Consider the following 23,155-nt stretch of genomic DNA (forward strand, 5'->3'; position numbering starts at 1 on the left):
AACGTATCCGCAAACAGTTATATCGCTCCAACTCGTGATACTTGTTACCATGTTCGAGGTGTTCTCGCGCAGCTATTATCTCGGACGTCTCTACGTGACCCCCACCGACGGGGATCACGCACTCATGCACAGCGAGCAACACGAGCGGATCAACGAGGCCGTGTACGCGACTGGCGACGGACTCGAGCGCCTCGACACCCCGCTGGTGATGAAACTCGAGTCACAGCACTTCCCGGTTCACGGGGCGGAAGATGTCCCGACGAATACGCTCGCACTGCCCGAATCGATGGTCGAAGGGTCCGAGATCAGGAACCCGCCCTCGCTCAGGGAGGTGTTTCTCGCCCGTCGAGAGCGCGCCCGGCAGTTGCTCGAGTTCACCGGCGGATGGCGGGACTCGGGTGACCGGCCCGACGAGGACCTGCGAAACGCCGGAACCTAGAAGTACGCTCGCTTCCCGTTTTCGCCCGGATGTTCGACGAGTTGCTCGGCCGTGCATCGCTCAAGGACCGAATCGACGAACTCGAGGACGAAAACGAGCGGTTACGGAAGCGCTACGAGGCCGAATCCGAGCGCCGGGCCGACGCCGCGACCGCCAGACAGGACGCCGAGGAGCGGATCAACCGACTCGAGGATCGGATCGCCCAACTCGAGGGCGAACTCGAGCGGGTCGAAGAGGACGAAACCGGGCTCGCCGTCCGCCGCCGCGAGCAACTGCGGGGTGCCCGTCTCGAGTCGGTGATCGACCGGTTGACGACGTTTCGGACGGGTCCGGAAGGTGCACTGACCGTCGGCGTGGACGACGAGGGCGTTTCCGAGTCCGCCCGCGCGGAACTGGAACCGGCCCTCGGCGATCGCGTCGCGCTCGTCGACGACGCCGCGCCGTGTCTGTGCTGCGTCGACGATGCGGGGCTGCTCACCGTGACACTCGAGCCCCCGGTCGTTCCCGACCGAGACGTGACGTGGAGCGACCGGTTCGCTCTCGAGCGCGAGTGGTTCCTCCCGACCGGCCGCCACGCGATCGCCCTCGTCCGGACCGACCTGTTCGCCCTCGGAGTCTACGAGGGCGCGGACCGCGTCGACTACCGCGGATTCGAGAGCGATGTCAAGGGCAGCCACTCGAAAGGCGGCTTCTCTCAGGCTCGATTCGAGCGGATTCGCGACGGCCAGATCGACGACCACCTCGAGCGCTGCCGGGAGGCCCTCGCCGGGTACGAACCCGGCGGCGAGGCCGCCGACACGCCGCTTTCTCTCGTCGGCCAGCGCGGCATCGTCGACGCGCTCGTCGAGGAATCGGCCCTCGAGCCGACCGCGACGGCCGCCGTCGACGCGACCGGCGACCCGAAGCCGGCGCTCGAGGACGCCGTTCGATCGTTCTGGACGACGGAGTTGCGGGTGTTGTAAGCCCGTTTCGACCGGTCGTCAGTAACTGCCGCCGTCGGCAAAACAGCGACCGCACCGGTTCGCGTCGCCGTCGCTGACCGCCTGCTCGACGGGAATCACGCGGAGGTGTTCGTGAGCGATGTGAGCGGTCGCTCCACAGGTCGTCTGGAAGTCGGACCGGCCCGATTCGTGCTTGTGGATCTTGTTCGTCGTCTCGTTCAGAACACCGTTCATGATATATGTTGTCATAGTCCACCAACATAATTGCATCGTCCGTTGCGCAGTGGGTCCGACAGGAGATCGAACCGTTTCAGCGGGAGAACGGTCCGGGTGACCGTATCGGTACGAAACGAGCTGTTTCCGGTCTCGAAACGATGCGGTTCGAACTGGGGATCGACCGGGTACGGGGCGATTCCGATACGTTTTCGGCTCCGGACGCCGAAGGTACGACCGAGTATGTCTGACTTCGAATCCATCACGTGCGAGCAGTGTGGTGGCGATTTCAAGGCATATCCGGACGCCAACGCGGCCCAGCGCGGGTTCTGTAGCCCCGCGTGCGCCCTCGAGGCGAACTAACCGAGAGACCGGCCGATCGGGAGCCGTTTTTTGTGCTGACCGCGTGAGACCGAGCGTCGGCCGCGGAAGCGGCGAGTGGCTCAGTCCTGCTCGACGCTCGGATGCATCGTCGGCTCCTCGTCGAGCGGCTCCGCGAACGCCTCGAGCATCGTTTCTCTCGCCTGTTCGTCGCGCTCTCGCCGTTCCTCGTCGTCGATCTCCTCACAGCCCGGTGGTACCTCTCGGCCACGGCCGGTGAAGTAGCCCTCGGGGACGACCCAGTCGTGGTAGAAGTTCGCGTCCGAATCGTGGACGACCGCGAGGCCGACCTTCGCGCCGTGGCCGGCGGCGACGATGGTCTGGTGGGGCTCGTCCGCGAGTCGGCCCGCCGCGTAGACACCGTCGACGGCCGTCCGCCCGCCGTCGTCGACGTTGACGAAGTGTTTGCTCCCGCGTTTGGTTCGACCCACGTCCAGCGGGACGAGGTAGTCGCTGTCCGACCACGAGGCCGCGACGAGCCGTCGGGTGTCGAGGGGCTCCCCGCCATCAGTCTCGAGGACGAACCCCTCCTCGAGATCGCTCTCGACGACCGGTTCGGCACGGGTCACGCGGCCGAGTTCGAACTCGACGCCCGCGTTCCGGGCCTGCTCGCGGGTCAGTTGTAAGTACCGGCGGGCGTCGATCCCGTCCGGGAAGCCGGGATAGTTCTCGAGGCTGGCGTTGCGCGCGAGGATGGATTCCCCGCTGTCGACGACGAGGGTGTCCAGTCCGGCGCGGGCGGTGAAGATCGACGCGGCGAGGCCGGCGACGCCGCCGCCGACGATACAGACGTCTCGCATGGCCGCCCGTTGACTGGCCCGGGTATAGAATGTTATCGTCCGTCGCGGTCCCGAACCGGTTCGATCACTCCTTTGCGTACCGGTCCTCGGAGCCGTCCGTCTCGCTGCCAACCGCCGTCTTCCGTTCCGGTGAGTAAACCGTTATGGCGAGCCGTGCGGTGTGTTCGGTATGGACGTCGTCGAGGCCCTCCAGGCGCGGCGCGGCACGACCTGTTTCGTCGGGGCTGGCGGCAAGAAGACGACGATGGCGACGCTCGCGTCGGTCCTCGAGCGCGCGGTCGTCACTGCCACCGTTCGCATTCCCATCTTCGACGACTGGGTCGAGCGGGTCGCGGTCACGGACGACCCGGTCGCGGCCGTCGAGGGGACCGCCGACTGGCCGCTCGGCCTCGTCCCGGAGCGGGAACGCGAGGACCGCTATCTGGGGTACGATCGCGCGACGGTCGAGGCCCTCGCCGACCTCGACGCGCCCGTGCTCGTCAAAGCCGACGGTGCGCGGATGCGGCGGTTCAAAGCCCCGAACGGGCGGGAGCCACAGCTTCCCTCGAGTGCGGACACGGTCGTGCCGATCGCGAGCGCACGCGTCGTCGGAGAGCCGCTGACCGAAGAGCGAGTGCACCGGGTCGATCGGGTCGCGGAACTGACCGGACTGGAGCCGGGCGACGAGATACGGCCGGCCGACGTGGCGACCGTCCTCGCCAGCGATCGCGGCGGCCGCAAGGACGTTCCGGACGGCGCGACAGTGATCCCACTCGTCAACATGGTCGACGACGAGGCGCTCGCGGCCACCGCGCGGCGGGTCGCCGCCGAGATCCACGAGCGGGCGGACGTTCCGCGGGTCGTCCTCGCGGAGATGCGCGCCGATCGGCCGCTCGTGGACGTCGTTTAGCACTGGTCGGCACTCTCCCGTCGTCCGCTCGAGTCGGAGCGACGCACGATCTGGTCGCCCGACGACGGGGCCAACACGTGCCGTGATAACGCTTTTTCCCGTCCGCGGTGATCGTTCGCCGTGGCACTCGCTACTCCCGACCGACTCCTCCGCGTCGACCTCTCGGCGGAGTCGGTCGAACGCGTCCCCGTCCCGGAGCCGTGGCTCCGCCGGTACGTCGGCGGGAAGGGGCTCGGCGCTCGATACCTCTACGCGGAACTCGAGGCGGAGACCGATCCGCTCGGGCCGGCGAACGCCCTCCTATTCATGCTCGGCCCGCTCTCGGGCTACCTGCCCGGCGAGTCGCGATACGCGGCCATCACGAAATCGCCGCTGACCGGCGGCTTCCTCGATTCCTATGCCGGCGGCTCGTTTCCGGACGCGCTCGCCGGCGCGCTCGGTCCCAGTATCGGACTGCTCGTCACGGGGCGGGCGGACGAACCCGTCCGTCTCGTCGTCGAGGACGGGACGGCGACCGTCGAACCCGCCGACGCGTGGGGCGAGGACACCCTCGAGACGGCCGCGGCGTTCCCCGACGCGTCGGTCGCCTGCATCGGCCCGGCGGGCGAGCGGCGGGTCGCCTCCGCGACGATCGCCTCCGACGAGGGGGACCACCACGCGGGCAGAGGCGGTGCCGGCGCCGTGATGGGATCGAAGCGGTTGAAGGCCGTCGTCGCGCGGGGGGAGCCGCCCGAGGGACTTGCGGACCTGCGCGAGGCCGCCGCCGAACGGTACCGCGACGACGAGACCGGCCGGTGGCTCGAGGCGAGCGGGACGGTCGAAACCGTCGACTTCGCGAACGAGATCGGCGCGCTCTCGACCCGCGGCTGGGAGGACGGCCGGTTCGAGGGCGCCGACGGGATCGGCATCGCTGCGGTCAGGGAGCGAATGACCGGGCGAGAGTACAGCGGTGGCAACAGTAATGCCGACAGCGACGGCGAGCCCGGCGGCTTCCGCGTCGAGACCGACGACGGCGATTACGTCCCGCGCGGGGCCACCGCGATGTCGCTGGGCGCGGGGCTTGGCATCGACGAGTTCGACGCCGTCGCGGAACTCGGCCGCACCTGCGACCGGCTCGGTATCGACCTCATCAGCGCCGGCAGCGCGGTCGCGTGGGCGATCAAGGCCGCCGACGCGGGCCTGCTCGAGCGCTCGATCTCCTTCGGTGACCCCGACGCCGCTCGGGAGTTACTCGAGGAAATCGCCGCGCGGCGGACGCCGGTCGGCGACGCGCTCGCGGACGGCGTCGACGCGGCGGCGGAACGGTTCGGCGGGGACGACCTCGTCCCGACGGTCAAGGCGATGGCGCTGCCGGCGTACGATCCGCGCGGCGCACGGAGCATGGCGCTCGCGTACGCCACCAGCGACCGCGGGGCCTGTCACCGGCGGGCCCGCCCCATCGAGCGGGAGGTGTTCGACCGGCGGTGGAGTCCCGACCGCGCGGCGGCGGCCGTCATCGAGGAGCAGAACCGGCGCTCGGTCCTCTGGTGTCTCGTCGCGGACGATTTCGTCGGCGAGGCGTTCGACGACCTCGGCGCGGAGTGGTTGGACGCGGTCGGACTCGAGACGGCGGGCGACCCCCTGACCGTCGGCGAGCGGGTCTGGACCCTGACTCGCCTGTTCAACGTCCGGGAGGGGCTGGGGCGGGCAGCCGACGAACTGCCCGCCCCTCTCCGCGAGCCCCTCGAGTCGGGGCCGAACGCCGGGTCAGCCGTCGACGACAAGTGGTTCGAGACGGCCCGCGAGCGCTACTATCGGAAGCGAGGCTGGGGACCCGACGGCCGGCCGACTCGAGCGACCGTCGAGCGCCTCGGACTCGCCGCCGCGGTCGCGGACGACTCGCTCCTCGCGGACCCGCGCTGAGGGCGGCCGAGTTCGCAGACCCGACCTGAGCGGCCGAGCGACTCGAGCGGGGACCGTGGCGGAGCCGATTGATAGTATGCCAATCCTTACTTTCGGACCCGTCGTACGACCGGTGTGGACAGAATTCTCCTCAGCACGCTCGCCCACCGGTCGCCAGAGGAGGTTTTCCCGTACGTCCGATCCTTTACCGACTACCCGCGGTACACGGACCACCTCAAGGAGGTTCGAGTCAACGGGAACGGCGGGGTCGGCTCCGTCTACGACCTCGAGTTGGCGTGGTGGAAGCTGAGCTACACCGCTCGCTCGAGAGTGACCGAGATCTCGGCTCCAGAATCGCTCACGTGGGAACTGGTCAACGACCTCGACGCCCGCGGCGAGTGGCGGGTCGAACCGGAGCCGGAATCCGCGCCGGCCCACGCGGAGACGGCGAGTCGGATCTACTTCGAGGCGCGCTATGACCCCCACTCGGCGAACGAAGACGCCATCTCGCTCCCGCGGTTCGTCTCGCTCGACTGGGTCGTCAAGAAGGTCGAACCCAAACTGCTCGGCGAGGCCCGATCCGTCGTCGAACGGCTCGTCGCGGACATCGAGGGGCGGCCGCGGGACGTGGAATTGACGGTTCACGAGATGCCGTAGCGCTCGCGCGGCGCGGAGGCCGTCGGCGGCGGCGGCCGCTGTTCTCGTCTCGCAACCGGTTCGCTGGCAGGGCAAACCCACTTACTGCTCGGCGGCCGACACTGCTGATATGAGCGGAAGCTGCACCGGTTCGAGTCCTCGCCACCTCCGGGTGAGACGCTGATGCGCGTCCTCGTCGTCGGTGCGGGCGAGGTCGGCTCGAACATCGCCGCGAGCCTCGACGACGATCATCACGTCGTCGTGATCGATACGGACCCCGATCGCATCGATTCGATTACCTACTCTCACGACGTGTTGGCGATTCGGGGCGACGGCACCTCGATCGAGACGCTGCGGGAGGCCGGTATCGAGAACGCGGATCTGGTGATCGCGAGCACCGACGTCGACGAGACGAACATCGTCATCTGCGGCGCGGCGAAGGCCGTCGCCGATCCGTTCACGATCGCCCGCGTGAAGAAGACGAACCTCCTGCGGACGTGGGAGCAGTCCACGGGCGCGTTCGGCGTCGACTTCATGGTCAGTACGAACTTACAGACCGCCGAGACGATCGTCAGGATCGCCGGTCTGCCCGGCGCTCACGACGTCGAAACCTTCGCCGACGGCCTCGTCCAGATGGCCGAGTTCGAAATCGGCTCGGACAGTCCCATCGACGGCGAGACCGTCTCCGAGGCCGACCGATTCGAGTCGCTGACCTTCGCCGCGTTGCTCCGCGATGACGACGTCATCATTCCGCGGGGTGACACGGTCATCACGGCGGGCGACGCCGTCGTCGTCATCGGGTCCAAGGAGAGCGTCCGCGCCTTCGCGAGTTCGCTGACGCCCGAACCGACCCTCGCGGACGCCCACGAGATCGTCATCGTCGGCGGAACCGACATCGGCTATCAGACGGCGCGGCTCTTCGAGGCGGAGGGTCTCGAGCCGCGACTGGTCGAACGCGACCCGGATCGGGCGCGAGAGCTGGCCGAGCAACTGCCGGGGACGCTGGTCTTAGAGAGCGACGCGACGGACATCGACTTCCTCGTCCGGGAACACGTCGACGAGTCAGATATCGTCGTCTCCGCCCTCGAGAGCGACGAGAAGAACCTGCTCGTCTCCCTGTTGGCGAAGCGGATCGGCGTCGAGCGCACGATCGGGCTCGTCGAGTCCGGCGAGTACGTCGACCTCTTCGAGACGGTCGGGATCGACGTCGGCGTCAACCCCCGGCTCGTCACCTCCGAAGAGATCACCCGGTTCACGCGCAAGCGCCGGGCCGAAAACGTCGCCATGCTCGAGTCCGATCGCGCGGAGGTCCTCGAGATCGAGATCGGCGAGGACAGCGCGCTCTTCGAGGCGCGGATTCAGGACGCGATCGCCGACCTGCCGGACGGCGTCGTCGTCGGCGCGATCAGCCGCGACGGCGACCTGATTACGCCCCGCGGCGAGACGGTCGTCCGCGGGGGCGACCACGTGGTCCTCTTCGTCGATACCGCCGTGTTAGACGAGATCACATCGGCGTTATGAGCCGCAGCCGTCGGCTCCGCGCCCGTGCTCGATCCGTTCGCCGACCTCGAGCCCGTTCCGGAGCGCCGCGTGGAGCCGCCCCTCGCCGGCGACCCAGTCGCCGAGACAGTACAGGTCCTCGCGTTCGGCGCGGCGCAGCGGGTCGTCGTCGACGCCGTCTTCGGGTAAGGCGTACCGCCAGCCCTGCTGGTCGGCCCAGTCCGGGTCCCGCAGGCGCTCGTCCCCGATGAGGTCGGCGGTCAGATCGGCGAGTCGCTCGCGGTTCTCGGCCGGCGACTCGTCGTAGCGTTCGACCGACCACTCGTGGTTTGCCTGCACGACCAGCAGTGACTCGCCGTCGGGAACGTGGCCGGGCTTGCACTCTTCGCGGCCGATCCAGCCCACCGCATGGGCCTTGTCGGTGTTGACCAGCGCGTAGTAGGGTCGCTCGAGTTCGAAGGGGTAGTGGAACACCCCGGTCCAGATCGTCCGGAAGGGGACCGCCTCGACGGCGTCGACCAGATCGCCGCGAACGTCCGCGTCCCACTCGGCCGACCGAAGCAGGTCGGCGGTCTGGGGTGCCGGCGGGTTCAGGAGGAGCGCGTCGAAAGGACCCCAGCGGGTTCCGTCGGCGTCCTCGAGGTGCCAGACGCCGTCCGCGTCTCCGTGCCCGCCTGCGTCTCCACGCTTGCCCGCGTCTCCGCTCCCCTTCTCGCTCCCGCCGCCGTCACTCTGGACTACCGTTTCGATCCGCGTCTCTCGGTGGATCGTCGCGTCGGTGCGCGCGAACAGCCGTTTCGCGATCTGTGTCAGTCCCTGCCGGTAGGTCCACTTGTGCCTGTCGCGGTCGTCGCCCTCTGACACCGCACCGTCGCCGTCGAACGTCCAGACCGGGTCCGTCACGTCGACCAACCCCTCGGTGTCCAGCGTCTCGGTCAGTAACTCGACTACACGCTCGTCGTCGGACGTGACGTAGTTCGCGCCGTAGTCGTAGACGACGTCGTCGCGCCGCCGCGTCGCGGCCCGGCCGCAGAGGCCGCGGGACTTCTCGAGGACCGTGATCTCCGTTTCGGTGGGCGTTTCCTCGAGGGCGTACGTCGCGGCCGCGGCGGCCGCACCTGCGCCGACGATTCCGATTCGGGTCATGGGTGTGTCTCGGGCACGGTCCTGTAAGAATCCGGGTACGGAACACGTCGATTGCCGGTTGTGCCGATAGCGATCGCTGGAACGGTTCAGGAACTGTGACAGTCGCGAACGCTTTTCTTCGGGAACGTGATCGTTTCGAGAAAATGAATCTCCCTAATCCGACCCGACGGCGACTACTGGCGTCCGGCGGTAGCGGTCTCGCAGTCGGCCTCGCGGGCTGTCTCGGCGGGAGCGACGATACCACCGAGGCGGACGAGGACGACCCCGGAGACGAGACTCCCGACGCGGGCAACGAGAGCGACGACGGAGACGACACTCACGAGCACGGGTCCAACACCCACGACCACGACACCGATCACGAAATCGGGCAGCCGGTGTCCGAAATCACGGTCGAGATGACCACGAACGACGCCGGCAAGCACTTCATTCCCCACGTCGTTCACGTCGAACCCGGCGGCACCGTCGAGTGGGTGTTGAAACGCGGGGCCCACGACACCACCGCGTACCATCCGGACGTGTACAACGGCCGGCAACGAATCCCCGACGAGGCCGAGCCGTGGGCGAGCGACCACCTGAGCGACGAGGGCGAGACCTTCTCGCGGACGTTCGACGTCGAGGGCGTCTACGACTACGTCTGTGCGCCCCACGAGCGGGACGGCATGGTCGGCACCGTCGTCGTCGGCTGGCCGGACCCCGAGGGCCAACCCGGGCTGGAACCGCCGGCCGACGACCGCCCCGACGCCGCCGTCGAGGGACTCGAGCGGTACAACGAGCGGGTCCGCGAGGTGCTCGAGGCGGGGCCGGACGGGCAGAGTGGCGACGGCCACGGCGACGGGGGCGGTCACGATCACGACCACAGCGACGGCAGCGATCACGAGCACTGAGTCGTCGGGTCGGGAGCCGAACGCGAGACGCCGCCGAGACAGTTCGCGCGCGGTGACGCTCTCGCGAGCCGTCGGATCGAACGGCTTTTGCGACGCCGGCGGGTAAGAGCGGGCGATGGACGTATTGATCGTCGGCGCGGGGTCGATGGGGGCGTGGTTCGGGGACGCGATCGACGCCCGAGTCGCGTTCGCCGATGTCGACCGCGACGCGGCGGCCGCCGCGGCCGAACGGGTCGGGGGTGAGGTCGCCGACCTCGAGGGCGAGACGACGTACGACGTCGTCTGTCTCGCCGTGCCGATGACGCACGTCCGCGATGCGATCGCCGCGCAGGCCGACCGAGCCGAGCGGGCGATCGTCGACGTGTCGGGCGTGATGGAGCCCGCGATCGCGGCCATGGAGCGGGCCGCGCCGGACCGTGAGCGCGTGAGCCTGCACCCGCTTTTCGCGCCCGAGCGGGCACCCGGCTCGATCGCCGTCGTCCGGGACCAGTCGGGACCGGCGACCGACGACCTGCTCGCCGCGCTCGCTGAGCGGGGCAACGAGTTACTCGAGACGACGGCGACGGAACACGACGAGGCGATGGAGACGGTCCAAGCGGCGACCCACGCCGCGGTTCTGTCCTTCGCGCTGGCGGCGGAGTCGGTCCCGGACGGGTTCGAGACGCCGATCTACGAAGGGTTGGAACGGCTCGCCGAACAGGTGACCGCAGGCACGCCGCGAGTTTACGCCGACATTCAGGCGACCTTCGACGGCGCGGACGCGGTCGCCGACGCCGCGAGCGAGATCGCGGCCGCCGACGCCGACGACCTCGAGGCGCTGTACCGGGAGGCGGCGGCGAACTGGCACGGCGACGGAGCGGGGAGCGACGAGCGGCGCGATACCGGGGGTGAATCCGAGTGAGTGAGCAACGAGAGGCGATCCGATCGAACGCGAAGTATCTGCGCAACGTCCGGCCGATCGACCCCGAGGAGATCTGCGAGTACGTCGAGGGGACCCCGCATCCGGCGGTCGTCCGGCAGCACCTCCGCGAGGACGCCGCGATGTTGGGACTGATCGAGCGAGACGACGGCACGTTCGTCCCCGTCGACGACGAGCCCGTCTCCCCGCGGCGCGGGCCGGTCGAGCGGTTCCCCGCCGAGTACGAGCGTCGGCTCGAGGACCTGCTCGTCGAGCGCTACGGCCCCGACTGGGAGGAAGGTGTCTCCGGAGACCTGCTCCGGTCGACGATCCGCCGGTTCAAGGCCGACTACCTCGACGGCCGGTCGGTCGAGTACGACGAGGATGTCGCGGCCGGCTACGCGATCTATCACCTGCCGGGCTACTACGCGGCGATCCAGTACGCGTTAGACGACCTCGCGGACCGGGGGCTGCTGGGTCGCAACCTCCGGGTCCTCGACATCGGCGCGGGCGTCGGCGGCCCCGCGCTCGGCCTCTGTGACTACCTCCCCGACGACGCCCTGCTCGAGTACCACGCCGTCGAGCCGAGCGCGGCCGCGGACGTACTCGAGGACCTGCTCGCGGAGACGGGGCGGAACGTCCACACGACGATTCACCGGGAGACCGCGGAGAAGTTCGACCCGAGCGAGGCCGCCAACGGCCGTGGCAGTGATGGCGACGATTCCGGCGAGGAGTTCGATCCCACCGCCCCCGACGACGGCTTCGATCTGATCTTCGCCTGTAACGTGCTGAGCGAACTCGAGGATCCGACCGCCGTCGCGCGTTCGTACCTCGAGGCGCTCGCACCCGAGGGGACGTTCCTCGCGATGGCACCCGCCGACAAGAACACGAGCGTACAGTTGCGCGCGGTCGAACGCGAACTCGAGGACGAACGCCTCTGGGAGCGGACGGCGGTAGCGTTCGACGACGAGAGCGGCGGCGACGCGGAGCAATACCGCCGCGGTCAAGTCACCGCCTACGGCCCCACCGTCCGTCTCTGGCCCGGCGAACGGCCCTCGGATCGGGGCTGGTCGTTCGACGTTCGGCCGGAGTTGGCCGTCCCGGAATTCCAGCGCCGACTCGACGAGGCCGCGCCGGCCGACGACGAGGACCACGCCCCCGGCGAGTTCGTCAACGTCGACGTGCAGTTTTCCTACTCCCAGCTCCGACTCGACGGCCGCCGGCGGATCGACATGGCCCTCGAGACGAGCGAGTGGGCGAAGATGGCGGAGATGGAACGCCACGTCACCGAGCGGATCGACCTCGTCGCAGCGAAGCTCAGCCGCTCGCTCTCTGAGGGCGGCAACGGTGGAAACGACGGTCGCGGCCGTGGACGATCGAACCCGCTGTTCAAGATCAGCGACGGCAGCGAGGAGATCGACCACTACGCGGTCCTCACGAGGGAAACCGCGCTCAACCGCCCGCTGCTCGAGGCCGACTACGGCGACATCTGTTCGTTCGAGGGGATCCTCGCGCTCTGGAACGACGACGAGGAGGCCTACAACCTGGTCGTCGACGAGGAGACGATCGTCGACCGGATCGCCTGAGGAGGGCGGCCGACGGCAACCCGCCCCGGAAGCGGTGGGCTTTTCGCGCCGCCGCCCGACCGCCGTGACATGAGCGACGACCTCGAGATCCTGTTGACCAACGACGACGGGATCGACAGCACCGGCATCAGGGCGCTCCACGACGCCCTCTCCGAGCACGCCAACGTGACCGTCGTCGCCCCGGCCGACGACCGAAGCGCCTGCGGCCGGTCGCTCTCCCACGAAGTCGAAGTCGACGAGCGCGAGCTGGGCTATGCGGTCCACGGCACGCCGGCCGACTGCGTCGTCGCCGGCCTCGCCGAACTCGGCCCCTATCCCGATCTGGTCGTCGCGGGCTGTAACAAGGGCGCGAACCTCGGGGAGTACGTCCTCGGGCGATCGGGAACGATCAGCGCGGCCGTCGAGGCCGCCTTCTTCGACGTCCCCGCGATCGCGACGTCGCTGTACGTTCCCGTCGACGACACGCCCTTCGAGGACGTCGAACTGACGGCCGACGAGTACGCGGAAGCGACCCGCGTGACCTCGTATCTCGCCGAACGCGCGCTCGAGGAGGGCGTCTTCGAGCACGCCGCGTACCTCAACGTCAACGTCCCGCTGCCCGACGGCGAGCCCGCGCCGATCGAGATCACGCGCCCCTCGAAGCGCTACGAGATGGATGCCGAGCGCGAGGGTGCCCACGTCACCCTTCAGGACCGCGTCTGGGACGACATGGATCCCGAGTCGCTCCCCGACCCCGAGGGGACCGACCGCCGCGCCGTCGTCGAGGGCCGCATCAGCGTCTCGCCGCTGACCGCCCCGCACACGACGAACCACCACGAGGCGCTCGACGCGCTCGCCGACTCCTACCGGAGCCGCTGAGACCGTGTCCGCTCGAGTCATGACCGGGCGTGAGTCGTCGCTCGTTTCGGGACTCGAGGCGCGGAAACCGTCGATTACCGCGGTATCGGACACGTGGTACGTGTGCTCGATCGGCCGGGTAAGGTTGTCGGCGAGCCTGTCGGTCGCTGAAAGTGATAACTGACTTGCGGGTCGCAAGGCGGTTGCTATTCGACAACGGCACCGTCACGATAGTCACAACGTAACCAACGGAGCGCAACCATGTCATATGTGGAACATAAAATCAAGGTAGGTGGGCGTTCAAGCTGTGATAGTCCCAACGGAGCGTGATCAATAGATGGTATTCAATACACTCTGGACTCGCCTCTCGTCTCTCTGGACCGGGTCGTCCGACGAGTCCCCATCGGACGAGTCCGAGACAACAGCGGCCGAGGAACCGACCGAGGAAACCGACGACGAAACGTTAAGCTACGCCGAAGACATCGAATACGGCGTCGACGAACGCGAACTGCCGGACGAGGACAAGGTTCTCAGACTGCTCGTCAAACGCGGCGGCCGCGTCGACCAATCGACCGTCCGCGAGGAGACCGGCTGGTCCCAGGATCGCCTCGCGGACGTCATCGACCGCATGGAAGACGACGACCAAGTCAGTGCGATTACCGTCGGTCGCAAGCGCGTAATCTGCCGACGCGGTTTCGAACCCAAGGGCTACCGCGGCCATCTCAACGAATAACGTCCCCGTTATCCGACCTGGGAACGGCGACGACGATTCTACTCCGAGACTGTTTCGACTCGAGCGGCGGCGGGATCGACCGAGCTGGGGACTCAGTGGTGTTCAGTCCGGTCGTTCTCGAGCGGGTATGGTTCTGGTTCCTCTCCGGGCGCTTCGGCGTTACAGTCGGACGACGATTCGCGGCCGACTGCTACCCGGCCATCTCCCGGCCCAGCTTTTTGGGCAGTGTCGGCGTAGGCGGAGTCGATTCCGATGGATCTCACGATCGAGGACGCGCAGGTCGTGGTCGACTACGAGGGGACCGACTACTCGTTCGAGGTCGTCGGCGAGACCGAACTCGCGTACGACGACACGAGCGGCCCGGAGTCGACGGTGCCTGACGCGGTCCTCGAGGAACTCGAGACGCGCGGATACATCGTTTACCGCGATTGAACGCGTCGCTGCCTCGGTCAGCGTCGTGGTTGTTCTCCGCAATGAACTTCATCCAAGTGGAAAGGTTCATTCCGTAGTTTTGCTACCTTTCCACTGGGGATGGCACACAAAGATGACGTAACACGGGTGCTTGCAGCATGTACCGCGTGTGGATCGATCTATGCGGCTCGACAGTGGCCCGACGGCGAGATCCGAGTCATCGGCCAAGAAAGTTGCTCGTGTGGTTCAACCGATTTCGAACTCGTCGAAGACTCCGACGACGATTCGGAGGTGGGACCCGACGAGGGGTGAGTATCCGCTTTCCGCCGGTCGCTCGAGCATTGCCCCTCCATCGGTCGGCGGGTGATCGGTGCGTTGCGACCTGCCTCGAGTAGCGCGTCTCTAGCCGATCGATCAGCCCGTTCGCGGTCGCGACTGTCCGCCTCACGGGACCATCATGTTTAAGCGACCGAGTTGCGAAGACAGCAATCATGCCTTCAGACGAATTCCTCGACGGGGAATCGCTCACCGGACGCCAAGCAGGACTCATCTTCGTCGGTTTCCTCAGTTTCATCGTCCTCTCCGGTGTCGCGCTGTATCTCTTCAGAGGCCTCTTCTGAGACCGACTCGAGCGGCGGTCTGTGTCCGTTTCTGAGCCGATTGTGTACTGGTTAGCGCGGCGTCTCTCTGCTCGAGGCTCGAGAAGTTTTGGAGCCTCAAACACAGTGCTGTCGGCTCCGTGGGAACCGAGTGATAGAGAAGTGGACTCGCCGGGCGGGCAACTGTAATCCGCGGTCGTAATCAATCGCAGTACAGCGGAGGTGTTGGAGCATGACCCGATACTGCCCGCACTGCGGTGGTCGGATGATCACCGAAACCTCGACCGGCGGCCTCCCCCGTCGCGTTTGTGAGAACGGCCCACATGATCTGCAGGAGGTGTCCCACGGCCGATGAGCGCCTTCCCAGAGCCGACCGACGGCGAGGACATCGACTTCCTCGAGGAGCGGGACGCAGACACCGAGTCGTGGACTCGAGCGGATCCACGCGAGGCGCTGATCGAGTCGTTCGGTCGGTTCGGCTACAAGGTCACGCTCAGAGACGGCGAGAGCGTCCACTACTGCGCGCTCGGCCTCGAGAACGGCGAGTACATCGGTCGATGCGACTGCAAGGGCTGGGAGTACCACGACGGCCCCTGCGCCCATCTTTGCACGCTCCGGAAGGCCGACTTCCTCGAACTGATCGACGTGAAGTCAACCGACGGCAGTCCCGACGACGAACACGAGATGCGCCACGCGACCAACGAGGCGCTCGAGGGCGAGCCCCACGACGGGGCGATCGAGAAGACACGACGCCACGAGCGGGAGGCGGAGGTGCGGCTATGACGCGCACGCACACCCGCGCGATAGCCGCCTCCGTAGGCATCCCCACCCCCCTTGCATACGAACTGCGAAGCCCGACGCCGTCTGCGTATTCACGGGATATGCAAATCGGGGTGAGCCACTGATGGGCCGGATGGATCACGACCCCTCGAGCCGCGTCTCGTTCGGTTGTCCCGACAACCTGCTCGAGACGCTCGACGAGATCGCCGAGCGGGAGGACAAGAATCGAAGTGAGAAGCTTCGCGAGCTGGTCCAGAAAGAGGTCGAGGCAAAGGGTGATCTGGACGAACCCCAGCCGGTTCTTCCCGACGATGAACGACTCGCCGAGGCGTACCGGATGCTCCACGAACGCGCGTCTGCTCGTCACAAGAGCAAGCGCCGCGTCAAACTCGAGACTGCGAAGAACAAGCTCTACGACAACAGCACGCCGAAGAGCGCCGTCCTCGACGAGATTATCAAGCCCCTCGAGAGTGAGGGGTACGTCTCGGTCTGGGCGGGGAACCAACATGTCTGGGTGATTGTGCCGCCGATGCGTTACACCGACGGTGAGGACATCGTCGAGGCGGGAGAGAAAGCAGTCGCGTAACCCGATCCCTTCTTACCGTTCTGTTTGTGGATGACCGACAACTCCTCCTTGAGGAATTGACTGGCTGGACACCGGTTAAGATTCGGTTGGCTTCTCCGCGTCGTGTTCCTCCGCACTCTCGAGGGCCGCACGCATCGCCTGCTCGCTGTCCATGCCCGGCGGGGGCTGGTACGGGATCCTGCCGAAGGTCGCCCGGCCGAACCCGCGCAGGCGCTCGGTAGCGTAGTATGTCGGGCAGCACGCGCCAGCGAGGAACGCGACGACGATCGCCGCGAGCAGGCCGACCGGGATGTCGTAGCCCATCATCCCATATGAACCCCTATATCGCCGGCGAGACCGTTCGATACCTCCGATTCCTCGAATACGAGCACAACCTCGGCTCGCGTCGAGTCGACGACCGTCCGCCGATACTGATACCAGACGTAATCGAGTCCACTGTAGTCCTCCGCTTCGACGAGAAGGGCGAAGTCCTCGTACTCGCTCCGGAGTAGGTTTATCTCGAACTCGCCGTTGTCGTCGACCTTCCCGGCAGTTGGTAGGCCGTCCTGTGCGATGACCCATTTCCCGGTAGTGATCCGTTCTCCCTTCGGATTGATCGCTACGCCACGAACGCGTCTGAAGTACGCGCTCGGGATGTACGCGGCTGTTGGAGAGTCCATACCGACGGAGACCCCGCCGAACGTGTTACTCGACGACTTCGACGCTGCCGCTATGCCCTCCGGTTGGACTCCCTCGATGTCCTGAACCGGAATCACGTACTGGCCCAGTCGGTGCTCGAGATCGTGGTCGGTCGTCGCGGCCGACCCTTCGGCCGTGTACCCCTCGCGATTGACGACAGAACGACTCGAAAGGGCGACTCCGCCTGTGACGGTCGACCCGCTCGAGCGGGCCGAAACGCCCTTGGTGCCGAACCCGTCCGAATCGCTTTGTGCGCTCGTCGTTGAGTACGCGGCCATCGCTTACTCGTACCGCAGTGCCGCCGAGATGGTCGTATTCGTCCCTGCTCCCGATTGTCGAACCACGCGGTAGGTTTCCCCGCTGTGATCGATCGTGTCGCCATGCGCTCCACCCTCGTTGATGTCGTTGCCGATGATCGCCTTGATGTAGGCGACGGGGATGCTCTGGCTCGATGTCTGGTACATCACCCCGCGGCGGAAGAAGTACGTATCATCCGCCGAGTCAGGGTTGACGACGCACCATCTCGGGCGGTCGAATCCGACCGCACCGTACGGGTAACTGGTATTGTTGTTAGCTCGGCCGTAGTAGACCTGAAAGCTCGCGAGCGCCGTCTCGTTCCCGCGGCTGGTACTCGACTGGGCGTAGGCCGCGAACGGCTGATTCCCGTCCGCCCAGAACTTGTTGTTGACGTATTCGCCCGAGTAGTACCCACAACGGCCGTTGTTCCCGTCGGTGGTATTCCACGCGGCAAAATTGATCCAGTTGTTCGTGACGGAACCGAAGTACGTCACATCCGTGCTTTGGAGGGCGCTCATCCCGTTGTTGCCCTCGATAACGTAGACCTGAGTCGATCCTTTCGCGTTCCCGTGAGTCCAGTTGTACTGTCCGTTGTCGGTGTTGTACGTCGTGAACGAGGACGAGGCGTTATTCCCAACGTCTCCGCTCCACGGGTCAGAGGCGCGAACGTCGGTGTTGCCAGCGGGGGAGTTGGTTGAGGTGTCCCAATCCGAGGAGTGAACGACTCGGATACCGCCAGCATGGGCGTTGTTGTAGTTGTCGTCATGGCGAGCGTAGTGCGACGTTTGGACGAACAGGCCGACGTACAGGCCGCTCGAGGCGTGCTGTAGTACGCGACCGTTGTCGACGTAGTTCGTCGAACTGCCGTCGTTCGTGACGGCGGTATCTGCGTCGGACCACTCGCTAAGAGCGGTCGCGGCCGATGCTATATCGTCGATCAGGTCGGGGAGTTTCCCCGTCGTTTCTGCGATTGTCGTCATTTTTACTTGTAGGCTTTAACCTTCACAGTCGTGTCTGCTGTATCGCTACTCTGTTTCCGAATCCACGCGGCTGACGCTCCGAGCCCACCTTCTGGACCCGCATGATACGGAGCGTCTGAGGGCTCGAGAGGGATCTTTCGATAGTTGCCTTCCGACCGGAATGCGACATAGATCGGCTCGTCGAATCCCCAGACAGTGACCGAGGTCGCCGGGAATCCCCATTTGAGACGATTCTCTTCGGCCGTCGTTACCGGAAGCGGATCTTCTGTCACGAAATACGCGGCCTCCTGACTGTCTTCCGCTTCGGGGTTGAGCGCCTCGACCGCGTTCTCCCCGCGGTGTTCGAGGAGCAACGCGAGCAGTAGCCGCTCGGTGTCATTCTCGACGAGATCCTCGCCCCATGACGAGGCTCCGACGCCGTAGTCCTCGAGGACGCGCTCGATGGGGCTGTTCGGGCCGACCGTTGACGAGCCGATCACGGTGCATCCCCCTCCTGCTCGCCGCCGTCGGTCGCGACAGTCTTGACATCGCGCCGGAGATCGCGCACGGCGGCCGTGTGCTCTTGGATCGCCTCGAGCCAGTTGCCCCGTTCCTCGCGGCGTTGGTCGCGCTCCTTCAGGTACAGCCGATACATGAGTAGGAACGCGACGGTCGGGAAGCCGAAGTTGTTGAGCAAAGCGGTGGGCTCCATCTCAGATCAGCCCTCCGGCGAAGTCGGTTGCCCCGTCGACGAGATCGCCGCCAGCGTCGGCTGCGCCGTCGATGACATCTCCTCCGGCGTCCGTTGCGCCATCGACCACGTCACCACCAGTGTTGGTGGCCTCGTCGGCCGCATTCCCGCCAGCGCTCAGGAAGCCATCGAGTAGGTCACCACCAGTGTCGGCCGCACCATCGGCTGCGTCGCCGCCGGTATCGACGATACCACCGAAGAGGTTGCCGCCAGCGTCGATCGCGTCGCCGACCGCATCGCTGGCACCGTCCGCGACATCGGTCGATCCTCCCCAGATATCGCCGAGTGCACCGGTCGATCCACTCCACACATCGCCGACAGCGTTGCCAATCCCACCGGCTGCGTCTGTTGAGCCGCCCCAGATATCACCAATCGCACCGCCGAGACCGCCGGCTGCGTCGGTTGAACCACCCCAAATATCGCCGATCGCGCCGCCGATTCCACCGGCTGCATCGCCAGCTCCACCGGCTGCGTTGGTCGTCCCGTCGACGATGTTGCCGAGCGAGTCGCCGATTCCGTCAACGGTCTGACCGGGGGCACTCATCATCTGCAGGACCCGGTACATCATGTAACCGATGACGATCGCACCGATCACCATCGCGATGTTGAAGCCGCGGCTATTCTGGGCGGCTTCACTCATGCTGTCCGAGATATCGCTCGCGGCCTCTGCAGCAGGCTCCGCGACATCTCCAGCCTTGTCGGCCGCCTCGCCGGCGGCCATCGCTGCAGCAGGTCCCGCCATCGGTCAGCTCACCTCCGTGCCGATACCATCGGGAGGGCCCGCGACGGTCATGCCAACGAGCCCCTGCGTGTGTCCGTTCATGATCGAATCGTGACGAAGACCAGCAGCACCGCCTGCAGCGCCAGCAGGCCGATCATGATGTCGTCCTGAGTCCACTGCGTGCCGTAGACGAGCCGCGCTGTCGGGCTCTCCGGGGGCTGCTGGGGTTGGTTCTGGTTCTCCGGACTCGAGGTCGCAGTCGACGCCGACGTAGCCGTCGTCACCGCTAACTCTCCGGGTTCGGTACCGTCGGATAAGCCGCCCTGCACGGGGGATCACCCCCGGACTCCGATCATGTCCTGCTTGACCGCCGCGCCCAGACCCTCGATCCGGGCCTCGGTCTGGAACCGCGGCAGCGACAGCAGGGCATTACGGGCTCGCGGCGTCCCGTTGGCTCGCTCGGGAGCCTCGAACGCGACCGTATACGGAGCGTCAACGACGACCTGCAGCTTGAACTTCCGGGGGAGGTACGGCTGCAGCGGAGTTCGGTCGAAGCCGAACTGGATTTCCTGCTGAGCCTGATCGCGAGTGTGCAGGATTGCCGTCTGTGCCTCCTTGAGCGTCTGATTGACCTTACCGCCCGCTCCCGGTGCGGTCTTCCGAATCTCGACCGACGCTGGATTCCGGGGCACGTAGAAGACGTCGAGGTCCGTCTCCGTCCCGCTCGAGGTGTAGTCGAAGGAGTTGGCGTCGTAGTCGACGCTGTCGGGCTGTACGACGTTCCCGTCCTCCCATAGCAGGAAATCCTGCGTCGACGGGCTCTCGATCAGATTATGACCGAGTTCGAACGTCTCCTGCTCGTCGGCGGTCCCGTTGGTCGTGAAGTGTTCGTGTGCCGGGAGGACGAGTCGCAGTTCACTGTCGGGATCGTCGCGAAGTTGGAGCGGCCGACCGAGTTTGATCTCGGCGACGACGCTCGCTTCGCCGGGCGTGCCCGCCTGGGTGTCGAACTCGCGGAGGGTGACGCTACCAGGAACCCAGGAGGCCGCTTTGAGTTTGTTCTTGATCGCCATTACTCGAGGTCCACCTCCGCCAGTGCTGCTTCTTCGAAGTAAATCTCGCTCTGGGAGTGGTCGATCTGCTCAGACGAATCGACGAGGATGTACGCTTCGTCGATGTCCCGTACCTCGAGCTTGTTGCCCTTGAGCTGGTGCTTGACAGCGTCGACCTTCCGATCGTCCTGCTGGTCGGAGACGCTGTTCTTGATGTAGCTCGCGATCGTGGCCTTGGGATCCGAGACGACCTGGATGCTCTCGTCAGTTGGAGCCTTGTAGCCGAGCGCGACTCGAGTGTTTGCCGGGAGCGGGTTTCCGTTCGAGTCGTTGAACTTGCCGTAGATCGGGAGGCCGGATTTGTCACCCACGCTGACAGCGTTCCGGATGAGCACTCCGATACCGTCTTTCGGACTGATTGTGAGGACCGGCGTCAGCTGATCGGTGATGTTCGTCTTCGTCGAGATGTATTTCGAGGTATCACCGAGCGCAGCGTACAGCGAGAGGCTCATCTACGCCAGCACCTCGTTGATCATGCCCTGGGCGTTGAAGCGCTCGGCTGCCTCGCGAACGACAAACGCGCCCGAGCCGAGGGTGAACGCTCGGTTGCTAACGACCATCTCGCCGAGAGCCATCCCGCCGATGCCGAAGATCTCGGACGGGAGCATCGTGCCAGTCGCGGTATCGACGAGGTACGGGGCGAGGTAGCCGCCCGCGACCATGCCGACATCCATCCACACGTCGCTGTCAGTCAGGGCCTGCGTGGCCTGATCGAAATTCATCGCCATGCGGTTCCGACCAACCGGCCGAAATCAGATATAAGAGCGCGTTAGAACCGACGTTAGCTGACTCAAATTGTGTCAATTTGACGCGATTTGCAACAGAATCCATCCAATACTAATTTGATACCCTGGCTACAGTATTCTATTATGACGGAGGACATCAGTATTGATGAGGGAAATAATGGCGAATATGTTATTTCATCTACCGACTCTGAGTTTGAGTTCACGGAGGAAGATCTAAAAGAACTATTCGTAGACCCAGAAAATATAGATCCTGGATTGGTTGCTGAGAGTATCGCTGTTGAACTGAACACAGATGCTTTGAGCGACTTTGACCGTTCTGGATACTTAGAAGATGGTTCCCTGAAGGGAGGACGAAGATTAAGGGAGAAAGTATCGAAGAAAAATTCTATCATGCTTGACTCAACTACTTTTAAAAATGCAATATCTCTCATGAAGGACGGAAACGTGATTTCAGATCTTAGGATTCTTGACCTAAAGGTATTTGCGTATGCTACAATATTATTCGACGATATTTATGTGACGGCTGGTCCGGACATGGATAAGGTCAATTCTATTTTTGAAGAGGACATATTTCATGCCCTTGAACCCAGGAATAAACAAGAGGATCTATTTCTCCATGCATTATGGTACGATACAGTAACAAAATTAGAATCACTCCCAGAAGAAGATGAGATAAAATTGAGGAAATCAATATCTAACTATTTAGGGAAAGACATTAGCGAAGTTGAGTTTGATTGGAGGTCTGTTGACCTAGCCGTGAATTCACCGCCAAATTTTTATAAAAACTTGAGTTATAGCGGATCTTTAGGAGCAGTTGATGATTATTTCATTACGATGTCTACATTCCGATCTTTCTTTAATCACGAACTGGCGCGGCAACTTGGGTTAGTATATTTACCAAATTCAGCTCGCGGACCAATTGAAGATTATATCATCTCAAACACAAGACGGTCTAAGCCTACTTTTGACGCTATAATCAATGAATTTGAGATGAAACTCGACGATCAACTCGAAAATCAGAGAGATAAAAATCCATACTTAGCAGAACCAATAACATTTAGATGTCCAATGTTCTTATCCGTACTAATCCAGCGTGCTAACGAGCCTAAAGATTTAATGGATGTTCTCCCAGAGGTTAGGGATGAAGCAGGCCCATATCGAGAACACTCGAAAGAACTGCGCACAGAAGTTAAGAAAGGAAATCTAGAGAAAATTGAAGAGATACAGTCAGTCCTAAACGATGAGGCATCTGGTTTAACTTCTAAGCTTGGGGGTACAACAGTCAAAGCAGCGGTAGAGAGTGTTCCTGCGATACCAGGGATAGGTGGGGAAGCAAAGTATTTCCTCAAAGCATTACAATTATTCAGCGGGTTCATAGGCGAGACCTTTGATAAATTTGGAGAGAGATTATATCAGAGAATCCGGAATCCACACTATCATTTTCTTACTAATATAACTTCTGAGGCCAGGAAATTAACCTCGCTTGAGTATGCCATCGAAGAACTGTGGGAAACTCAAACAGATTTTAATTTTGAGAGGATGGCACGGATTCAGACAAACTATCCATATTTTGAATGATTGAAGTCTGACCAGTGTGATCTCTTCTTTCTTATGGGGCTTAATTGTGGTTCAGATAACTATCTGACTTGCCGCGAAGATTCTGCTTGCTATTTACTAATCATGACGCTGCTCGAATTCAGCCATGAGGTGTGCAGCAACGTCTGCACGGGTCAACTCGTGACCACGTCGAT

Annotated in this window: 29 protein-coding genes; 16 read left to right on the forward strand and 13 right to left on the reverse strand. The window is 64.3% G+C overall.

Translation table 11 applies throughout. The features are described 5' to 3' along the window. Positions 1-49: 49 nt before the first annotated feature. Both ACT4ML_RS07100 and ACT4ML_RS07105 read left to right on the forward strand, forming a co-directional pair. Positions 50-439 (forward strand): DUF5802 family protein, encoded by a 390-nt coding sequence (locus ACT4ML_RS07100; protein WP_138245894.1) that lies wholly within the window; start codon positions 50-52, stop codon positions 437-439. A gap of 29 nt (positions 440-468) precedes the next feature. Then, the gene (locus ACT4ML_RS07105; RefSeq protein WP_444720231.1) at positions 469-1,401 is read left to right on the forward strand and encodes a Vms1/Ankzf1 family peptidyl-tRNA hydrolase; all 933 of its coding nucleotides are present in this window, start codon (positions 469-471) and stop codon (positions 1,399-1,401) included. A gap of 18 nt (positions 1,402-1,419) precedes the next feature. Here ACT4ML_RS07105 and ACT4ML_RS07110 read toward each other — a convergent pair whose 3' ends face one another. Together ACT4ML_RS07110 and ACT4ML_RS07115 are read right to left on the reverse strand one after the other, a co-directional pair. After that, positions 1,420-1,614: a hypothetical protein gene (locus tag ACT4ML_RS07110; RefSeq protein ID WP_444720232.1), complete on the reverse strand. Its 195-nt coding sequence runs from the start codon at positions 1,612-1,614 to the stop codon at positions 1,420-1,422. 422 nt (positions 1,615-2,036) lie between these two features. Next, the gene (locus ACT4ML_RS07115) at positions 2,037-2,774 is read right to left on the reverse strand and encodes an FAD-dependent oxidoreductase (RefSeq protein ID WP_444720233.1); all 738 of its coding nucleotides are present in this window, start codon (positions 2,772-2,774) and stop codon (positions 2,037-2,039) included. Between the two features lie 169 nt (positions 2,775-2,943). Between ACT4ML_RS07115 and yqeC the strand changes: the two genes are divergently transcribed. The 4 genes from yqeC (at position 2,944) to trkA (ending at position 7,701) form a co-directional block, all read left to right on the forward strand. Next, entirely contained in the window at positions 2,944-3,663 is a 720-nt protein-coding gene (gene yqeC, locus ACT4ML_RS07120; protein ID WP_444720234.1) for a selenium cofactor biosynthesis protein YqeC, read from the forward strand. A gap of 120 nt (positions 3,664-3,783) precedes the next feature. Next, entirely contained in the window at positions 3,784-5,565 is a 1,782-nt protein-coding gene (locus tag ACT4ML_RS07125; RefSeq protein WP_444720235.1) for an aldehyde ferredoxin oxidoreductase family protein, read from the forward strand. 114 nt (positions 5,566-5,679) lie between these two features. Further along, positions 5,680-6,201, forward strand: coding sequence for an SRPBCC family protein (locus tag ACT4ML_RS07130; protein ID WP_444720236.1), 522 nt, complete (start codon positions 5,680-5,682; stop codon positions 6,199-6,201). A 162-nt stretch (positions 6,202-6,363) separates the two neighbouring features. Further along, the gene (gene trkA / locus ACT4ML_RS07135) at positions 6,364-7,701 is read left to right on the forward strand and encodes a Trk system potassium transporter TrkA (protein ID WP_444720237.1); all 1,338 of its coding nucleotides are present in this window, start codon (positions 6,364-6,366) and stop codon (positions 7,699-7,701) included. Here trkA and ACT4ML_RS07140 read toward each other — a convergent pair. Further along, positions 7,696-8,826 carry an NAD(P)/FAD-dependent oxidoreductase gene (locus tag ACT4ML_RS07140; RefSeq protein ID WP_444720238.1) on the reverse strand — a complete coding sequence of 377 codons (1,131 nt, stop codon included), beginning with the start codon at positions 8,824-8,826 and terminating at the stop codon, positions 7,696-7,698. The two genes, trkA and ACT4ML_RS07140, sit on opposite strands and share 6 nt — an antisense overlap. 143 nt (positions 8,827-8,969) lie before the next feature. On the opposite strand from ACT4ML_RS07140, the gene ACT4ML_RS07145 reads away from it, so the two are divergent. The 9 genes from ACT4ML_RS07145 (at position 8,970) to ACT4ML_RS07185 (ending at position 16,140) form a co-directional block, all read left to right on the forward strand. Then, on the forward strand, positions 8,970-9,710 hold the full coding sequence (locus tag ACT4ML_RS07145) for a plastocyanin/azurin family copper-binding protein (RefSeq protein ID WP_444720239.1): 741 nt from the start codon (positions 8,970-8,972) through the stop codon (positions 9,708-9,710). Between the two features lie 115 nt (positions 9,711-9,825). Continuing rightward, a complete protein-coding gene (locus tag ACT4ML_RS07150) occupies positions 9,826-10,611 on the forward strand; it encodes a prephenate dehydrogenase/arogenate dehydrogenase family protein (RefSeq protein WP_444720240.1) in 786 nt (261 codons plus the stop codon). After that, complete coding sequence (locus ACT4ML_RS07155; RefSeq protein ID WP_444720241.1) at positions 10,608-12,194, forward strand: small ribosomal subunit Rsm22 family protein; 1,587 nt, start codon at positions 10,608-10,610, stop codon at positions 12,192-12,194. The genes ACT4ML_RS07150 and ACT4ML_RS07155 overlap by 4 nt, the downstream gene beginning before the upstream one ends. A gap of 69 nt (positions 12,195-12,263) precedes the next feature. Further along, positions 12,264-13,052: a 5'/3'-nucleotidase SurE gene (gene surE, locus ACT4ML_RS07160; RefSeq protein WP_444720242.1), complete on the forward strand. Its 789-nt coding sequence runs from the start codon at positions 12,264-12,266 to the stop codon at positions 13,050-13,052. 316 nt (positions 13,053-13,368) lie between these two features. Continuing rightward, entirely contained in the window at positions 13,369-13,764 is a 396-nt protein-coding gene (locus ACT4ML_RS07165) for a helix-turn-helix transcriptional regulator (RefSeq protein ID WP_138245881.1), read from the forward strand. A 252-nt stretch (positions 13,765-14,016) separates the two neighbouring features. Next, entirely contained in the window at positions 14,017-14,196 is a 180-nt protein-coding gene (locus ACT4ML_RS07170) for a hypothetical protein (protein ID WP_138245880.1), read from the forward strand. Between the two features lie 470 nt (positions 14,197-14,666). Beyond that, positions 14,667-14,795 carry a hypothetical protein gene (locus ACT4ML_RS07175; protein ID WP_267877913.1) on the forward strand — a complete coding sequence of 43 codons (129 nt, stop codon included), beginning with the start codon at positions 14,667-14,669 and terminating at the stop codon, positions 14,793-14,795. A 330-nt stretch (positions 14,796-15,125) separates the two neighbouring features. Continuing rightward, positions 15,126-15,557: an SWIM zinc finger family protein gene (locus ACT4ML_RS07180; protein ID WP_444720243.1), complete on the forward strand. Its 432-nt coding sequence runs from the start codon at positions 15,126-15,128 to the stop codon at positions 15,555-15,557. Between the two features lie 130 nt (positions 15,558-15,687). Next, the gene (locus tag ACT4ML_RS07185; protein WP_444720608.1) at positions 15,688-16,140 is read left to right on the forward strand and encodes a ribbon-helix-helix domain-containing protein; all 453 of its coding nucleotides are present in this window, start codon (positions 15,688-15,690) and stop codon (positions 16,138-16,140) included. Between the two features lie 75 nt (positions 16,141-16,215). On the opposite strand, the gene ACT4ML_RS07190 is transcribed toward ACT4ML_RS07185, so the two are convergent. The 10 genes from ACT4ML_RS07190 to ACT4ML_RS07235 all read right to left on the reverse strand — a co-directional run bounded on the left by ACT4ML_RS07190 (position 16,216) and on the right by ACT4ML_RS07235 (position 21,386). Beyond that, positions 16,216-16,446 (reverse strand): hypothetical protein, encoded by a 231-nt coding sequence (locus tag ACT4ML_RS07190; protein ID WP_444720244.1) that lies wholly within the window; start codon positions 16,444-16,446, stop codon positions 16,216-16,218. Beyond that, complete coding sequence (locus ACT4ML_RS07195) at positions 16,443-16,895, reverse strand: hypothetical protein (RefSeq protein ID WP_444720245.1); 453 nt, start codon at positions 16,893-16,895, stop codon at positions 16,443-16,445. Before ACT4ML_RS07195 ends, ACT4ML_RS07190 begins: the two co-directional genes overlap by 4 nt. 204 nt (positions 16,896-17,099) lie before the next feature. Next, positions 17,100-18,095, reverse strand: coding sequence for a hypothetical protein (locus ACT4ML_RS07200; protein WP_444720246.1), 996 nt, complete (start codon positions 18,093-18,095; stop codon positions 17,100-17,102). A 2-nt stretch (positions 18,096-18,097) separates the two neighbouring features. Further along, complete coding sequence (locus ACT4ML_RS07205) at positions 18,098-18,574, reverse strand: hypothetical protein (protein WP_444720247.1); 477 nt, start codon at positions 18,572-18,574, stop codon at positions 18,098-18,100. Then, entirely contained in the window at positions 18,571-18,786 is a 216-nt protein-coding gene (locus ACT4ML_RS07210) for a hypothetical protein (protein WP_444720248.1), read from the reverse strand. Before ACT4ML_RS07210 ends, ACT4ML_RS07205 begins: the two co-directional genes overlap by 4 nt. A gap of 1 nt (position 18,787) precedes the next feature. Further along, the gene (locus ACT4ML_RS07215) at positions 18,788-19,546 is read right to left on the reverse strand and encodes a phage tail protein (RefSeq protein WP_444720249.1); all 759 of its coding nucleotides are present in this window, start codon (positions 19,544-19,546) and stop codon (positions 18,788-18,790) included. 98 nt (positions 19,547-19,644) lie between these two features. Then, a complete protein-coding gene (locus ACT4ML_RS07220) occupies positions 19,645-19,875 on the reverse strand; it encodes a hypothetical protein (RefSeq protein ID WP_444720250.1) in 231 nt (76 codons plus the stop codon). Between the two features lie 6 nt (positions 19,876-19,881). Continuing rightward, entirely contained in the window at positions 19,882-20,619 is a 738-nt protein-coding gene (locus ACT4ML_RS07225) for a hypothetical protein (RefSeq protein ID WP_444720251.1), read from the reverse strand. Next, complete coding sequence (locus tag ACT4ML_RS07230; RefSeq protein ID WP_444720252.1) at positions 20,619-21,110, reverse strand: hypothetical protein; 492 nt, start codon at positions 21,108-21,110, stop codon at positions 20,619-20,621. The genes ACT4ML_RS07225 and ACT4ML_RS07230 overlap by 1 nt, the downstream gene beginning before the upstream one ends. Further along, the gene (locus tag ACT4ML_RS07235; protein ID WP_006429449.1) at positions 21,111-21,386 is read right to left on the reverse strand and encodes a hypothetical protein; all 276 of its coding nucleotides are present in this window, start codon (positions 21,384-21,386) and stop codon (positions 21,111-21,113) included. A gap of 141 nt (positions 21,387-21,527) precedes the next feature. Between ACT4ML_RS07235 and ACT4ML_RS07240 the strand changes: the two genes are divergently transcribed. Next, positions 21,528-22,982 (forward strand): hypothetical protein, encoded by a 1,455-nt coding sequence (locus ACT4ML_RS07240; protein WP_444720253.1) that lies wholly within the window; start codon positions 21,528-21,530, stop codon positions 22,980-22,982. The last annotated feature ends 173 nt before the right edge of the window (positions 22,983-23,155 follow it).

The sequence above is a fragment of the Natrinema sp. LN54 genome (genome assembly GCF_052439245.1).
GTDB lineage: Archaea > Halobacteriota > Halobacteria > Halobacteriales > Natrialbaceae > Natrinema > Natrinema versiforme_A.

What these genes read in the sequence shown, in the direction of transcription:
- ACT4ML_RS07170 (WP_138245880.1), top strand. Translation starts at nt 14,017, where the DNA reads ATGGATCTCACGATCGAGGACGCGCAGGTCGTGGTCGACTACGAGGGG.
- ACT4ML_RS07110 (WP_444720232.1), bottom strand. Translation starts at nt 1,614, where the DNA reads ATGAACGGTGTTCTGAACGAGACGACGAACAAGATCCACAAGCACGAA.
- ACT4ML_RS07140 (WP_444720238.1), bottom strand. Translation starts at nt 8,826, where the DNA reads ATGACCCGAATCGGAATCGTCGGCGCAGGTGCGGCCGCCGCGGCCGCG.
- ACT4ML_RS07235 (WP_006429449.1), bottom strand. Translation starts at nt 21,386, where the DNA reads ATGGCGATGAATTTCGATCAGGCCACGCAGGCCCTGACTGACAGCGAC.
- surE (WP_444720242.1), top strand. Translation starts at nt 12,264, where the DNA reads ATGAGCGACGACCTCGAGATCCTGTTGACCAACGACGACGGGATCGAC.
- ACT4ML_RS07225 (WP_444720251.1), bottom strand. Translation starts at nt 20,619, where the DNA reads ATGGCGATCAAGAACAAACTCAAAGCGGCCTCCTGGGTTCCTGGTAGC.
- ACT4ML_RS07240 (WP_444720253.1), top strand. Translation starts at nt 21,528, where the DNA reads ATGACGGAGGACATCAGTATTGATGAGGGAAATAATGGCGAATATGTT.
- ACT4ML_RS07200 (WP_444720246.1), bottom strand. Translation starts at nt 18,095, where the DNA reads ATGACGACAATCGCAGAAACGACGGGGAAACTCCCCGACCTGATCGAC.
- ACT4ML_RS07215 (WP_444720249.1), bottom strand. Translation starts at nt 19,546, where the DNA reads ATGGCCGCCGGCGAGGCGGCCGACAAGGCTGGAGATGTCGCGGAGCCT.
- yqeC (WP_444720234.1), top strand. Translation starts at nt 2,944, where the DNA reads ATGGACGTCGTCGAGGCCCTCCAGGCGCGGCGCGGCACGACCTGTTTC.
- ACT4ML_RS07190 (WP_444720244.1), bottom strand. Translation starts at nt 16,446, where the DNA reads ATGATGGGCTACGACATCCCGGTCGGCCTGCTCGCGGCGATCGTCGTC.
- ACT4ML_RS07115 (WP_444720233.1), bottom strand. Translation starts at nt 2,774, where the DNA reads ATGCGAGACGTCTGTATCGTCGGCGGCGGCGTCGCCGGCCTCGCCGCG.
- ACT4ML_RS07145 (WP_444720239.1), top strand. Translation starts at nt 8,970, where the DNA reads ATGAATCTCCCTAATCCGACCCGACGGCGACTACTGGCGTCCGGCGGT.
- ACT4ML_RS07230 (WP_444720252.1), bottom strand. Translation starts at nt 21,110, where the DNA reads ATGAGCCTCTCGCTGTACGCTGCGCTCGGTGATACCTCGAAATACATC.
- ACT4ML_RS07210 (WP_444720248.1), bottom strand. Translation starts at nt 18,786, where the DNA reads ATGGAGCCCACCGCTTTGCTCAACAACTTCGGCTTCCCGACCGTCGCG.
- ACT4ML_RS07150 (WP_444720240.1), top strand. Translation starts at nt 9,826, where the DNA reads ATGGACGTATTGATCGTCGGCGCGGGGTCGATGGGGGCGTGGTTCGGG.
- ACT4ML_RS07165 (WP_138245881.1), top strand. Translation starts at nt 13,369, where the DNA reads ATGGTATTCAATACACTCTGGACTCGCCTCTCGTCTCTCTGGACCGGG.
- ACT4ML_RS07175 (WP_267877913.1), top strand. Translation starts at nt 14,667, where the DNA reads ATGCCTTCAGACGAATTCCTCGACGGGGAATCGCTCACCGGACGCCAA.
- trkA (WP_444720237.1), top strand. Translation starts at nt 6,364, where the DNA reads ATGCGCGTCCTCGTCGTCGGTGCGGGCGAGGTCGGCTCGAACATCGCC.
- ACT4ML_RS07100 (WP_138245894.1), top strand. Translation starts at nt 50, where the DNA reads ATGTTCGAGGTGTTCTCGCGCAGCTATTATCTCGGACGTCTCTACGTG.
- ACT4ML_RS07180 (WP_444720243.1), top strand. Translation starts at nt 15,126, where the DNA reads ATGAGCGCCTTCCCAGAGCCGACCGACGGCGAGGACATCGACTTCCTC.
- ACT4ML_RS07185 (WP_444720608.1), top strand. Translation starts at nt 15,688, where the DNA reads ATGGATCACGACCCCTCGAGCCGCGTCTCGTTCGGTTGTCCCGACAAC.
- ACT4ML_RS07105 (WP_444720231.1), top strand. Translation starts at nt 469, where the DNA reads ATGTTCGACGAGTTGCTCGGCCGTGCATCGCTCAAGGACCGAATCGAC.